The following is a 13,541-nucleotide window of genomic DNA, read 5'->3' as shown; positions in this document are numbered from 1 at the left end:
GACACATCATATTTTTTCTTGTTACAGTTTTTTTAAAAATTAATTAAAAATGTTTAAAAAAATGTTTGTAAACATATGAATCAATAATCTAAAATTATTAAAATATCTTCTATATTTGACATGATGATTGAAGAAGTTAAGTTAATAGAATGTCCTAGAGATGCAATGCAAGGAATAAAAAGTCATTTTATTCCTACGGAACTTAAAGTAAAATATATCAATTCGCTATTGAAAGTAGGTTTTGATACAATTGATTTTGGGAGTTTTGTGTCGCCAAAAGCAATTCCTCAAATGAGAGATACTGACAAAGTTTTAAAATTACTTGATCTTTCTTCAACTAGAAGTAAACTATTAGCTATCGTCGCTAACGTGAGAGGAGCAAATGATGCTTGTGCTTTTGAAGAAATTAATTATTTGGGATATCCATTTTCAATTTCTGAGAATTTTCAAATGCGAAATACTCACAAAACAATTTCAGAATCTATTGATGTTTTAAAAGATATTTTAAATATTGCTACAAGAAATAACAAAGAAGTAGTTGCCTATCTTTCAATGGGCTTTGGAAATCCTTATGGAGATCCCTGGAATGTTGAAATTGTTGCAGAATGGACAGAAAAACTTGCAAATTTTGGTGTTAAAATTGTATCTTTGTCGGATACTGTAGGTAGTTCAACACCCGACGTTATTGATTATTTGTTCTCTAATTTAATTTCTCAGTACCCGCAAATTGAGTTTGGAGCACATCTTCATACCACTCCTCACAAGTGGTTTGAAAAAGTGGATAGTGCTTTTAAGGCAGGTTGCAGGAGATTTGATGGAGCAATTAAAGGATATGGAGGTTGTCCTATGGCAAAGGATGAATTAACTGGTAATATGCCGATGGAAAAAATGTTGTCTTACTTTACCACAAATAAGGTCAACACAAATACAAAACCAATGAGTTTTGAAAGTGCTTATAATAAAGCTCTAGATGTTTTTAATTTTATTGGATAATGAAAATTAAATTTTTAACACTTTTCTTCTTTGGTGCTTCATTTTTCTCGGGATTGAATGAGGATAATGATGTTACATTAGGTTCGTGGGAAATTAAAAATGGTATTTTTATTGAAACAAATGACGAGGAAACCAATATAGCACGTTATAATTGGAACATATTCTACAACATGTTTCCGAAAAGAATTACCCAACGTTACATCAAGAAATTAGTTTTAATGACCGATGGAGAAGATGAAAAAACCGGCGCTTTAGGAGCTTTGAATGAAAACAATAATGAATGGCAACTCGTTTTAGATCCGATCGATGTAGATTTTACAAGCCAAGATAACACAAGAGTTTCCCAATCTATCTATACATTAGTACATGAGTTTGGACATTTATTAACTTTAAACCATACTCAAATTAAACCTGCCAAAAGAATAAGCCAAGAAAGTGGAGATCCATATGTAACCATTGAGGGTGTGGCAACTAAGGAGAGTTACATTAATAAATTTGTTGAAGAATTCTGGGGTGGCGGGCTTTTAACGGAATGGGATAATATCCAAAAGAATTTCTGTATGACTGAGCAAAAAAGTTGTTTAGAAAAGCTTTACGGACTTTACAAAGATAATTACACAGATTTTCTAACAGATTATGCAGCGGAAAGTCCGGAAGAGGACATTGCAGAAAGTTGGACGGCTTTTGTTTTAGGTGAGAAGTATGAGAATCCCCAAACAATCGCAGAAAAAAAGGTGAATTTCTTTTATCAGTTCGAAGAGCTTGTTTATTATCGAAAGGTTATCAAAAAAAATATTCGAAAATATCAATAATAGTCGTTCAATATGACTAACTAAGAAAGTCTTTTCCATTTATCCATTCTTTTTTGACAGAAATTAGAGATGCATGTAAAGTACATTTTGCTAAACTTTATTTTATTCTAATTCAATCAATTATTTTTCGAGATTTCCTAAATAAATGAAGGAAAATTTGGATGTATAGTTGGTGTTGCGGCTTTATAAAAAGTGAAAAGAGAAAGAATCTTAAATCGTAATATTTTTAGCCAGAATTTTTTTATTCAACTCTTCTTTTTTAGAAAAAGTCAAAGAAATATAAGAAAGGATTTGAGGAAAACACATGGTTGAAATTTTGAGGCTGTGTATTTTGATCATATGGTCAATGGAAATCATGAGTTTGATTTAAACTATGATAATTTACACCAAAGAATTAATCAGCGTAATTTTTATGGTAACTCTTCAAATTTATTTATCATGTCAAATGGAAATTAAGAGGAATTTTACAAAGAAGTAGGCTCTATTAGTAAATACAATAGTTAGACTTACATGAAAAGGATTCTCTTATTCAGATAAAAAATTAATAGGATTTTATGAGTGTTTGCATTGTTTCAAACATTGGAGACTATGTTAGTTTGATGTAGCTCAAAAAGTATTTGATGAAGTAAATTCAAAAGTTGATGCTATGGTCGACTCACGATAATGTAGTGCATTACATAAAATTACTAAGAACATTATCAAATACTCCCTTAATAATGAATTGGATTCCAAACTTGTTCATGATCAATTTATTACGAATTGTTTGGTGATTTCATGGCTTAATTTTTAGGATAAAACTGCAAGTATAATTATTTTAAGAATATTAGATTTAGAAGAAAATATTTGTGGTAGGAGTTTTTTTAGCTTTATAATACTTAATGAGAACTCAATATATTGATAGTCCAAAAATCGATAATAACTAATTATAAAACTAATATTGCTGTATTTCCTTTTTGCTTATGAGAGTATACTAAAATTCCTTGCTTTATATTTTAAAAGATTATTTCTGATATGTTACCACAAAAGAAATAAAAGTGTAGACTAAAGATATTAGAAACGTTTAAGTTGTACATCTCAACAAAAAATTATTTTAATTTATTCTAAATAAACTTGGGTGGTTCTAGATCATTTTATATTTTTGCTGCATTATTTGAAATTAATCTTAATAAAATGAAAAAAAATATTTTAAGTCTATTTGTATTAGGTTTAGCATTCGTTTCATGTTCTGATGATGACAACAACGAACCTCCAGGACCAGTACTTAATATACCAACTGTAAATCAAGTGATTACAGGAAATGACTTTTCTCGAGGAAGTAATGGAGATTATAATAATAACTACATTAGTAATTATTCGACTCTATTTACAAGAGATGGAAGTTCTACCGTTAGTTTTGGTGGACAAACTACACGTTTAAAGCAGGCTAAAGAAATTGGAGGGAATCTGAAAACTCAAACTTCTGTTGCTGATATCAGATTAAAATTTGAAGGACAAGATGGTGAGAGTGCTGGATTTTCAGATGCTAGTTTAAATGGAACAACTAAAATCGTAAGATCAAAAACTTCTTCATCAATTGATTTGTTCAACGGAACAAATGCTTCAGGTCAGGGACAAACTAATGTAAGTGCTATTGACGCATTTATCACAGGACACCAGACAGTGTTGGATAATTGGACGACTACTGCAGCGTCTGGACAAGCAGGTACTTTCGAAGATAGTGATGGATCAACTAGATATGTTGATGCGAAAGGACGTGAATTAGATCAATTATTTACTAAAACATTGTCGGGAGCCTTAGCTTATGACCAGTCTGTGAATCATTACTTGAATCGTTTAGATAGTGAGAATGGAAATACAGCAGATGGTAAAGACTACCGTGCATTAAATGACGCCGGAACTGTAGCAGATGGAAAAAGCTACACAACAATGGAACATCACTGGGATGAATCTTTTGGGTATATTTTCGGGAATACTTCTGGTCAGAATTTAATTTACAAATACATTGACAACGTTGATGGTTTATCGAAATTTGCAGGTACTGAAAGGCAAATTTTTGAAGCTTTTGTAGTAGGAAGAATCGCTATTGCAAACAAAGATTATTCATCTAGAGATGCGCAAATTGGTGTTTTACGTGAAAAATTAGGTTTAATCATAGCGGTAAGAGCGGTGCATTATCTTAGTGGAGGAGCAAAAATTATTGACGCCGCTGGGTCAGGAACTTCAGGGAAGAGAGAAGATGCTTTCCATGATTTATGTGAGGGATACGGTTTCGTAAATAGTTTGCGTTATGTTGTAAACTCTGGAGGAGCAAGATATTTTACAGATTCTGAAGTTGACGGTTTCTTGGCAACTTTAGATGCAAACAATGGATTATGGGATGTTACCTCAACTCAATTAAGAGATATTGCTGATTCTATCGCGGCTAAAAGTGTTGGTGGATTATCTTGGACTTTAGATGATGTAAATCCTTAAACTAAGGAACAGAAAGTATATGAAAAAAGTATACATATAATTATATTTGCACAGAGGGAAGTTTTCATTCCCTTTGTGTTTTTTTATTTAATTTAAACAAACTACAATAATCTTATTTTATGAAGAAACTGATTTATGTAATACCAATACTATCTCTTGTTTATTTGTTATCATGTTCTAGTGATGATAACTCAGGTGGTGGTGGAATAGATGATAATTTTGATAGAGTTAGTTTAACAACAAGTTGGGTTAATAATTTATTATTACCAGCAACTAATGACTTAAAAGGAAAATTAGAAACTTTAAATACTTCTGTAGTATCATTTACTGATAATCCTGATGAGAGTAAGCTTGAAAAAGTAAGAACAGATTTATTGGAAGCGTATAAAGTTTATCAGCATGTAGAAATGTTTTTTTACGCGACAGGGTATTCATTAGATATGAATTCTTATCCTACAGATGTTACTAAAATTACTGAAAATATTAACAGTTCTACACCAGTTGACTTAAATAGAACGGTTTTAAATCCAACCCAGGGTTTACCTGCGGTGGATTATTTAATTAACGGTTTGGAGACAACCCAAAGTGACTTTATCACGCGATATCAAGAAGCTAAATATGCGAATTATTTAAAATTATTGTCTTCCCGTATGGTTTCTATAACAACAACTGTATTAAATGAGTTTGAATCGGTAAAGGATGCGAATATTAATAAAGTTGATAATTCAATTGGTTCTTACTTTAGTATACAGGTAAATGATTTTGTGCAGTATACAGAAAAATCTTTCAGAGAGGCGAAAATAGCAACTCCTTCTGGTACCAGAAATAGAGATATATTTCCAACGATTTCAGTTTCGGTAAGTCCAGATTTTGTTGAATCACGTTATAGTCCTGAAAATTCAAAAGTTTTATATCTTGAAGCCTATGATGCAATCCAAGACTTTTATTACGGAAGAAGTTATTCAAATAATACTAATACTGTAGGTTTACAAGAGTATTTACAATCTTTAGGAACAACAATAATGATTGATGGAGTAGATCAGTCACTAGACAGTTATATTGTTAGTTTATTCGATAACATTGATACTGTAAACAATAACATCACAGATAATTTTTATCAACAAACACAAGATTACAATCCAAATTTTGATGCAGTATTCGATGCTATTCAAGAATATGTGGTTGCTGTAAAAACAAATGCAATTAATGCGTTTAACCTTACAATTGATTTTGTAGATAGTGATGGTGATTAGTCAGAGAATTAATACATATCTAAATAAAAAATCAAGAGCGGCTACACTAGCCGCTTTTCGTATATTATTTGGGGTGTTAATGCTGATGAGTCTTATTCGATTTTTATTAAAAGGTTGGGTATATAAATTCTATATAGAACCCAGCTTTCATTTTAAATATTACGGATTTTCTTGGGTTACTACTTGGGGAGAATACACTTATATTTTATTTATTATAGCAATTTTCTCGTGTTTAGGTATAATTCTAGGTTATAAATACAGATTATCAATTATCCTATTTTTCTTGTCTTTTACCTATATTGAATTAATAGATAAAACGACGTACTTAAATCACTACTATTTTATAAGTGTTTTAAGTTTATTATTATGTTTTTTACCATTAAACAAAACCTTCTCACTAGATTCATACAAGAACAAAATAGGCTATACTTATGTACCAAGATGGACGGTTGATTCAATTAAGGTTTTAATAGGAATTGTTTATTTCTATGCTGGGTTAGCAAAATTAAATTCAGATTGGTTATTGCGGGCTCAACCTTTAAAAATATGGCTTTCTTCTAAAACTGATTTTCCAATTATTGGAAGATTTATGAATGACACATGGTTTCATTATTTGATGAGTTGGGGAGGAACAATTTATGATTTAACAATACCATTTTTATTAATAATTGGTAAAACTAGACCATTTGCTTTTATTCTAGTTGTAATTTTTCACGTATTTACGCGGGTCTTATTTCCAATTGGAGTTTTTCCATACGTAATGATTTGTGTAACGCTGATATTTTTTAGTGGAGATGTTCATCAAAAGTTCATTGATTTACTGCAAAATTTATTCAAAATTAAATCTAAAATCATTGACAGAAGAGACTTATATTTACCTTCTTATAATAGAGTAATTGGGTATATAGTTGTATTGTTTTTAGGTGTTCAGCTACTATTACCTTTTCGCTATTTATGTTATCCAGGTGAATTGTTCTGGACGGAGGAAGGTTATCGTTTTTCATGGAGGGTTATGTTAATGGAAAAAGCAGGTTATACAAATTTTAGAATTTTAAAGTATGATACAGGTAATAGTTTTTCTGTTACTAATGAGTATTTTTTGAATCCTTTTCAAAGCAAACAAATGTCTACTCAGCCAGATTTCATTTTGGAGTTTGCACATTTTTTAGGAGAGCACTATAAAAAGGAGTTGAAAAATGAAAATATTGGTGTTTTTGTGGAAGGCTATATAAGTCTAAATGGAAGAAAAAGTCAGCCATATATTAACCCAAGAATTGATTTATTAAAAGTTAAAGAAGGATTCGCTCATAAAACATGGATCCTACCATTTGAAGATGAAATTAAAGGATTATAGTTTTTTACTGCTATTTTTTATATCAGTAACAGTAAACGCTTTTCAAGATACAAGCGTAAAAGTAGTTGATGCAGGAACAAAAAAGCCAATTGAAGGTGTTCAAGTATATACAAAGTCTGGGCGATTAATTGGTGAAACAAATAGTTCAGGAAATCTATCTTTATCATCAATAAATAAAAGTTATAATGCAACATTAATATTCTTTGAGTACAATTACAAAACGCAAGAACTCGATGTTAATCTTAAAGATAAAAGAAACATTACTGTTGAGTTAGTTCCACTTACCAATGTACTTTCAGAAGTTGTATTAAACTACCGAAAAAAACAAATTTTTGGCTTACGAACATTAAAACCTGTAGAGGGAACTCATATATATGCAGGAAAAAAATCTGAAGTTGTTTTATTAGATCAAGATCTTACGAATAAAGCAACAAATAATGCACGTCAAATTTATGCCAAAGTTGCAGGACTTAACATTTACGATAATGGAGACGGAGGATTACAACTAAATATTGGAGGAAGAGGACTAGATCCAAATCGTACAGCCAATTTTAATACAAGACAAAACGATTATGATATTAGTGCCGATGTACTAGGTTATCCTGAAAGTTATTATACACCACCTACTGAAGGATTGGAACAAATTCAAGTAATTCGTGGAGCTGCTTCTCTGCAATATGGAACTCAATTTGGAGGTTTGGTAAATTTTGTGGTGAGAAAACCAAACCTCAACACATCTCTAGAAATTGTGACTAGAAATACATTAGGAAGTTTTAATTTGTTTACAAATTTCACAAGTATTGGAGGAACCTCAGGTAAGGTAAGCTATTACGGTTATTATAATTATAAACAGGGAGATAGCTTTAGACCAAATTCTGAATTTGATTCTAAAAACGCGTATGCACATATTGGTTATGAGTTTAATGAAAATACAAAAATAGAAGCGGAAGTAACTCATTTAAGCTATTTGGCTCAACAAGCAGGTGGACTTTCCGATGTTCAATTTTTAGAAGATCCAAGACAAAGTAATAGAACTAGAAACTGGTTTGCTGTAAATTGGAATTTATTCAACTTAAAATTAAACCATAAATTTTCAGATAATGTAAATGGAACATTAAGCTTTTTTGGACTTGATGCTTCTAGAAAAGCTATTGGTTTTAGAAGAGCAGAATCATTTGTTAACGGAGATGGAAATATCGTTCTAAATGAAAATCCTGATGTTTTTGGACCAGATGAAACCGATCAGTTTGGAAACTTTGATTTTGAAAGAGATTTGTTAGTTGGAACGTTTAAGAATTTTGGGGCAGAAGCAAGAGTTATTACCAATTATACTATAAAGGAACAGCCTTCTGTGTTATTATTGGGAGCAAAATTTTATAAAGCGAATAATACTTCACAGCAAGGTCCAGGGAGTAAAGGTAAGGATGCTGATTTTACATTTCAAACTCAAGACTTTCCATTTTATCCAAATCAGAATAATTTTAAGTATCCCAATTTAAATTTAGCATTTTTTGGTGAAAATATATTTAATATAACAGATCATTTTTCTATAACTCCTGGATTTAGATTCGAATATATTAGAACGGAATCTATTGGTGAATTTTTAAATAGACCAAGTATTCAAGGAAGTAATCCCTCAATAATTTTTACTCCTGATAATGACGTGAGAGAAAGAAATCTTTTATTGTTAGGTGTCGGATTGAGTTATAAACCTAAGACATATTTTGAATCTTATTTCAATTTTTCTCAAAATTACAGATCAGTTACATTTTCTGATATACGAACTGTAAATCCATCTTTTGCCGTCGATCCGAATATTCAGGACGAAACTGGATATACTATTGATTTAGGAGTAAGAGGAACATTCAAAAAACAAGTATCTTATGATGTAAACTTATTTTCACTTCTGTATGATAATAGGTTAGGTCAGGCATTTCGTAACGATCCACCTTTTAGAGCACAATGGGTAAGAGGTAATATAGGAAAAGCAACAATAGTTGGTTTGGAATCATTAATCCAATGGAATATGAAGGAATCTTTTTTCAAAGGAAATGATAACTTAAAGTTGGATGTGTTTTCAAATTTGGCGCTTACAACATCCGAATATACAAGCAGCATAAGAACTAGTGTAAATGGAAACAAAGTGGAGTTTATTCCAGAAGTGAATTTGAAGACAGGTGTTTCTTTTGGGTATAAAAACTTTTTAACTTCATTACAATACACCTATTTGTCAGAACAATTTACAGATGCTACTAATTCAGAATATAATCCGCAAAATAGTGAACGAGTAGATGGGGCAATTCCGTCTTATGATATTTTAGATTTTTCTGCATCCTATACATTTTCTAGTAATATCAAGTTGGAAGCAGGAGTTAATAATCTATTGAACAATAGCTACTTTACTAGAAGAGCTACTGGTTATCCTGGGCCTGGAATAATTCCATCTGCCCCAAGAAATTGGTATACAACGTTGCAGTTCTCTTTTTAGAATAATTCTAAATAATGAGTTGTTTAAATGTGTTTTTTTTGTGCTACTATTTTATCGTATTTTTAAACAAAAGACTTTTAATATGTTAGGTGCAGCAAATCTTCAGGAAGAACTAGTAAAAAATAGGGCGAAAGAATTAAGAGGCAAGAGTGTTATAAATTGGGTGAATGAACTTTTAAAAGAAGTTGATGATAAGCATAATCGTATTGAAAATACTCTTCAAACATCAAATTCTACGAATAAGGTTAATAAGTTCGATTTAGAAAAAATCGACAATAATAGGATATTTCATATTTCTCAAATAAGGAATATTTGCATGCAATATCGATTAAAGTTTTTGGACACATCTTTCTTTAAAGGAGATTATCCAAGCGAAACGATTAGTAAAATTAACGAGCTTGAGCGAAATCACGATATAGAAATTCAAGGTTATAAGATTATCGCTCCTTCCATTTTATTTAAATTGAAAAAAGCAGATGATCCATTATTATTCGCACCAATTGGTAATAACTTATATTATCTAATAGATAAATGGGGAAATGATATTAATGCTACTAGAAAAATTAAATATTGGCCAGTACGTACTTTTGATAACTTTGCATTTACTTTATTACTTACCACAATATTATTAACTGCTCTTTGCCATCAATTATTTTTTGGTGTGGAAGGTACAGTAGCACATTTCTTTATTGTTTTTCTTTTCTTTTTAAAAGGTGTTATTGGAATGGCTCTTTTCTTTGGTGTCTCATTAGGAAAAAATTTTACAGAATATTCATGGCAAAGTGAGCATGACAAGATTCAGTAGTATTCCCTACATTATTGGAATAACCAATAACTGAATGCTTAGGTTAGATCATACCCTTGGAGAGTAATCTTCAAGGGTATATTTTTATTCTTATAAATTTTGTTGTACATTTAATCAAACTAAATTTAACTATAAAACTATGGGTAATCCTGTAACTGTTAATGGAGTAACATTAACATTAAAACAATTCTTTAAATTTGATATAAATATTCCAGCCGCAAATAAACCTAAGGGTCCATTAGTTAATATTTCAGATAGTGAAGGTGCAAATAGTACTCCCTACACTGTGACAGTTTTGGCATACTTACCTAATAACCCATTAAATAAAGTTACTAACACCTCAGGTTTGCAACTTCAAGGTAATGAGATTTATTTGAACTATTATGGTATAAACTCTGTTGAAATGTTAAACAAGGATGGTAATTTTGAAACGAAACAAGGTAGAGAATTTCACGTAGAGTTTAATTGTACTGAACAAGTAACTCAATTCGATTTATATTACATTCAATTTACTTACGAAGTTCAACAAGGTCAACCTTCAGCTGATGTTGTTTGGGTGAGAGATGAAGATGAAGATCCAGAAACAGATAGAGGTACTGTAACTACACCTTCTACACCACCACCAACAATTTAATCTTAAAGAAATTGAGATATCTTTCTTCTTTTTTCATTTTGCTTTTAATATCAATTGAAACCCTCACAGCTCAAAAAAAAAATTATTTAACGAGAAAGGGAGATTCAATATGTATAAATTCAAATAATACTATTTTCTGTAAAGCTGTTAAGTTTTATAGAAGTCAACAATATGACTCTTGCTATACTTATAGTAACAGAGCCTTAATGATGACAAATGATCAAGAGGAGAAAGATTTTTTTCATTGCATTCATGGATATAGCGCTTATACCAAGGGACTGTACAAAAAAGCATTACTAAGCTTCAATAGTATTTCTAGATCACAGAATTACAAACAAATAAAAAACTATTTATTAGGTAATGTTCATTTCAGTTTAAAAGGGTATGATAAGTCTGTCGAGCATTACAAAGATTGGATTAAAGAGATTCAGGGTTCTAATAAAGTTATAACTAGCGCAGTATATAGGAATTTAGGTTTGTCATATTTACATCTTAAAGAGTATGTTAAAGCAAAGGATTATTTCGAAAAAGAATTTTCTTTAATATCAAATTCAGATACATTAGCAATTATTAAAGCTAAAATGTCTCTTGCCAATGTTTATTATAATCAATACTTAGATGATGATGCAATCCCATTGTTTAAGGAAGCTTATGACTTAGCAAAAGTTTATTCTGATGTCGAGCTTAAACAAAATTCTTCACTGAATATGGCAGTGGTCGAACGAAATAGAAAAAAGTATAAAGAGAGCGTAGAATATTACCGTGAGTTTATCAGATGGAAAGACTCATTATTCAATAAAGATAAGATTTGGGAGCTTACCGAAAAAGACAAACAGTTTGCTGTCGCTCAAAAAGAAAATGAAATAGCAATTCAAGATGAGAAACTTAAGACTCAAAAAGTAGTGCAACGTGCATTAATTTTTGGAGCTTCAGGATTATTAATTTTTCTTGCTTTGTTAGGATTTTTCTATAAAAAACTTCAAAAACAAAACTCTTTAATTACGCAGCAGAAAGAAGATTTAGCAATTGCTAATAAGACTAAAAACTACCTATTCTCAGTTGTTTCTCACGATTTGCGTTCACCAATGAATACAATCAAACATCAGCACTTACAACTTAAAAAACATATTGCTGATAATAATTTAGAAGGAATTAAAGAAGCTAATAATTCTGCAATTACTGTTACAGAAAGTACGAGTCATTTACTGAATAATGTATTGCATTGGTCTCTCGAACAAAACAATCAAATGGTTTTTGAGAAAAAGGAATATCCTTTTAAGCCAATAGTTGAACACGTTTTGTATGATTATGAAAATTTAATTGAAGCAAACGACGTTAAAATAAAAACCAATTATATTAAAAACTCTTTAATTAAAGCCGATAGAGAATCATTAAAAATCGTTCTTCGAAACCTTTTAGATAACTCTGTAAAATATATGAACGGGAAAGGAGAAATTTCCATTGAAATGGGGGTTGATTCCGAGAATTACGCATATGTTTCAATTCAAGATACAGGAATTGGAATAACAGCTGAGAGATTAGCTAAAATTAATCGCTTGAAAGATGTAAGTATTGATAAAATCAACCGTTCTGAAGGTGTAGGATTGGGACTTATTTTATGTCAGACTTTAGTTAAAAAAAACGATGGCATTATAACCTTTGATAGTGAAGAAGGAAAAGGAACAAAAGTTACGATACAATTACCAATTTTTAATTAATAAATAATTTGTATAATTTTCAAATTTAGTTGTTTATTTTTCAATTGAAAGTGAATGATTAGGTATTTAATAATTGATTTTGAACCAAAGTATAATAATGTCCTTTTAATTTCATTAACTCTTGATGATTTCCTTTTTCAATAATCTTACCATCGTTCATAACAACAATTTGATCCATATGTTTTATTGTACTTAATCTATTCGCAATAGCAATTACAGTTTTGTTTTGTAAATAATTTTCAAGTTTGGTCATTATAGCCTTTTCATTAACAGAATCAAGGTCTGATGAAGCTTCATCTAAAAAAAAAATCAGGATCTTTATATAAAGCTCGAGCTATCAAAATTCGCTGCATTTCACCGGCACTTAACTGCAGTCCAATTCTTCCTCCAATGATAGTATTAAATCCTAAAGGAAATTTTGAAATAAAATCAAAACAATTAGTTATTTCGCTAACATGTCGAAGTTTCTCTTTATCACTTACAGAAGAACCCAGCGTAATATTTTTAGCTATTGTACCATCAAAAATAACACCATCTTGTAATACGGCTCCAGAAATTGAACGCCAAGCTGATGCAGAGATATTATGTAAATTTTGATTACCTAGTAACACACTACCTTCATATGTATCATAATGTTTCAATAGAATTTTAAACAAAGTACTTTTTCCACTTCCACTTAATCCTACTATTGCAGTTTGTTTTCCAACTGGTATTTCTAAATCAATATTTTTTAGTACAGGTTCTGGAGTTCCTCTATATCTAAAGGATAAATTCTTAACACGAATTGTATTAAATCTTTGTATATCGGATATTTGTACATTATCTTCTTCCTCAGGTAAAATATGAACATCTTTTATACGCTCAAAACTAATTAGAGCGTCTTGTGCACTATTAATAAAATCGATAAATTAAAATAAAGCTACTTAATTGTCCAATTATATATTGTATCGTAATTAGGGCACCTAAAGAGATTACTCCGTTTATAGTTAGTGTGGCTGCGTATAAAGTCAAT

Annotated in this window: 11 protein-coding genes; 9 read left to right on the top strand and 2 right to left on the bottom strand. The window is 30.5% G+C overall.

Annotation, left to right across the window (positions count from 1 at the left end):
* Positions 1-120 precede the first annotated feature (120 nt).
* From BTO06_RS07880 to BTO06_RS07840, 9 genes are all read left to right on the top strand, one after another.
* Positions 121-993 carry a hydroxymethylglutaryl-CoA lyase gene (locus BTO06_RS07880; protein ID WP_232731536.1) on the top strand — a complete coding sequence of 291 codons (873 nt, stop codon included), beginning with the start codon at positions 121-123 and terminating at the stop codon, positions 991-993.
* Complete coding sequence (locus BTO06_RS07875; RefSeq protein WP_100924776.1) at positions 993-1,805, top strand: hypothetical protein; 813 nt, start codon at positions 993-995, stop codon at positions 1,803-1,805. The genes BTO06_RS07880 and BTO06_RS07875 overlap by 1 nt, the downstream gene beginning before the upstream one ends.
* Before the next feature lie 1,170 nt (positions 1,806-2,975).
* Complete coding sequence (locus BTO06_RS07870) at positions 2,976-4,277, top strand: DUF4856 domain-containing protein (RefSeq protein WP_157811774.1); 1,302 nt, start codon at positions 2,976-2,978, stop codon at positions 4,275-4,277.
* Between the two features lie 119 nt (positions 4,278-4,396).
* Positions 4,397-5,530, top strand: a complete 1,134-nt coding sequence (locus tag BTO06_RS07865) for an imelysin family protein (protein WP_100924774.1) — start codon at positions 4,397-4,399, stop codon at positions 5,528-5,530.
* Complete coding sequence (locus BTO06_RS07860) at positions 5,526-6,884, top strand: HTTM domain-containing protein (protein WP_443081490.1); 1,359 nt, start codon at positions 5,526-5,528, stop codon at positions 6,882-6,884. Before BTO06_RS07865 ends, BTO06_RS07860 begins: the two co-directional genes overlap by 5 nt.
* A complete protein-coding gene (locus tag BTO06_RS07855) occupies positions 6,865-9,372 on the top strand; it encodes a TonB-dependent receptor domain-containing protein (RefSeq protein WP_100924772.1) in 2,508 nt (835 codons plus the stop codon). The genes BTO06_RS07860 and BTO06_RS07855 overlap by 20 nt, the downstream gene beginning before the upstream one ends.
* 82 nt (positions 9,373-9,454) lie before the next feature.
* Complete coding sequence (locus tag BTO06_RS07850; protein ID WP_100924771.1) at positions 9,455-10,177, top strand: hypothetical protein; 723 nt, start codon at positions 9,455-9,457, stop codon at positions 10,175-10,177.
* Positions 10,178-10,316: 139 nt separating this feature from the next.
* Positions 10,317-10,811, top strand: a complete 495-nt coding sequence (locus tag BTO06_RS07845) for a hypothetical protein (RefSeq protein WP_100924770.1) — start codon at positions 10,317-10,319, stop codon at positions 10,809-10,811.
* A gap of 206 nt (positions 10,812-11,017) precedes the next feature.
* Positions 11,018-12,529, top strand: coding sequence for a tetratricopeptide repeat-containing sensor histidine kinase (locus BTO06_RS07840; RefSeq protein ID WP_157811773.1), 1,512 nt, complete (start codon positions 11,018-11,020; stop codon positions 12,527-12,529).
* 58 nt (positions 12,530-12,587) lie between these two features.
* Here BTO06_RS07840 and BTO06_RS07835 read toward each other — a convergent pair whose 3' ends face one another.
* Positions 12,588-12,782: a hypothetical protein gene (locus tag BTO06_RS07835; RefSeq protein WP_100924768.1), complete on the bottom strand. Its 195-nt coding sequence runs from the start codon at positions 12,780-12,782 to the stop codon at positions 12,588-12,590.
* A 40-nt stretch (positions 12,783-12,822) separates the two neighbouring features.
* Positions 12,823-13,218 carry an ATP-binding cassette domain-containing protein gene (locus BTO06_RS18780; RefSeq protein WP_232731544.1) on the bottom strand — a complete coding sequence of 132 codons (396 nt, stop codon included), beginning with the start codon at positions 13,216-13,218 and terminating at the stop codon, positions 12,823-12,825.
* Between the last annotated feature and the right edge of the window lie 323 nt (positions 13,219-13,541).

Origin of the sequence: Tenacibaculum sp. SZ-18 (assembly GCF_002813915.1) — a bacterium.
GTDB lineage: Bacteria > Bacteroidota > Bacteroidia > Flavobacteriales > Flavobacteriaceae > Polaribacter.
Note: the sequence above shows the minus strand (reverse complement) of the source record. Positions and strands in the feature narration are given on the sequence as shown.

What these genes read in the sequence shown, in the direction of transcription:
- BTO06_RS07880 (WP_232731536.1), top strand. Translation starts at nt 121, where the DNA reads ATGATGATTGAAGAAGTTAAGTTAATAGAATGTCCTAGAGATGCAATG.
- BTO06_RS07875 (WP_100924776.1), top strand. Translation starts at nt 993, where the DNA reads ATGAAAATTAAATTTTTAACACTTTTCTTCTTTGGTGCTTCATTTTTC.
- BTO06_RS07870 (WP_157811774.1), top strand. Translation starts at nt 2,976, where the DNA reads ATGAAAAAAAATATTTTAAGTCTATTTGTATTAGGTTTAGCATTCGTT.
- BTO06_RS07865 (WP_100924774.1), top strand. Translation starts at nt 4,397, where the DNA reads ATGAAGAAACTGATTTATGTAATACCAATACTATCTCTTGTTTATTTG.
- BTO06_RS07855 (WP_100924772.1), top strand. Translation starts at nt 6,865, where the DNA reads ATGAAATTAAAGGATTATAGTTTTTTACTGCTATTTTTTATATCAGTA.
- BTO06_RS07850 (WP_100924771.1), top strand. Translation starts at nt 9,455, where the DNA reads ATGTTAGGTGCAGCAAATCTTCAGGAAGAACTAGTAAAAAATAGGGCG.
- BTO06_RS07845 (WP_100924770.1), top strand. Translation starts at nt 10,317, where the DNA reads ATGGGTAATCCTGTAACTGTTAATGGAGTAACATTAACATTAAAACAA.
- BTO06_RS07840 (WP_157811773.1), top strand. Translation starts at nt 11,018, where the DNA reads ATGATGACAAATGATCAAGAGGAGAAAGATTTTTTTCATTGCATTCAT.
- BTO06_RS07835 (WP_100924768.1), bottom strand. Translation starts at nt 12,782, where the DNA reads ATGACCAAACTTGAAAATTATTTACAAAACAAAACTGTAATTGCTATT.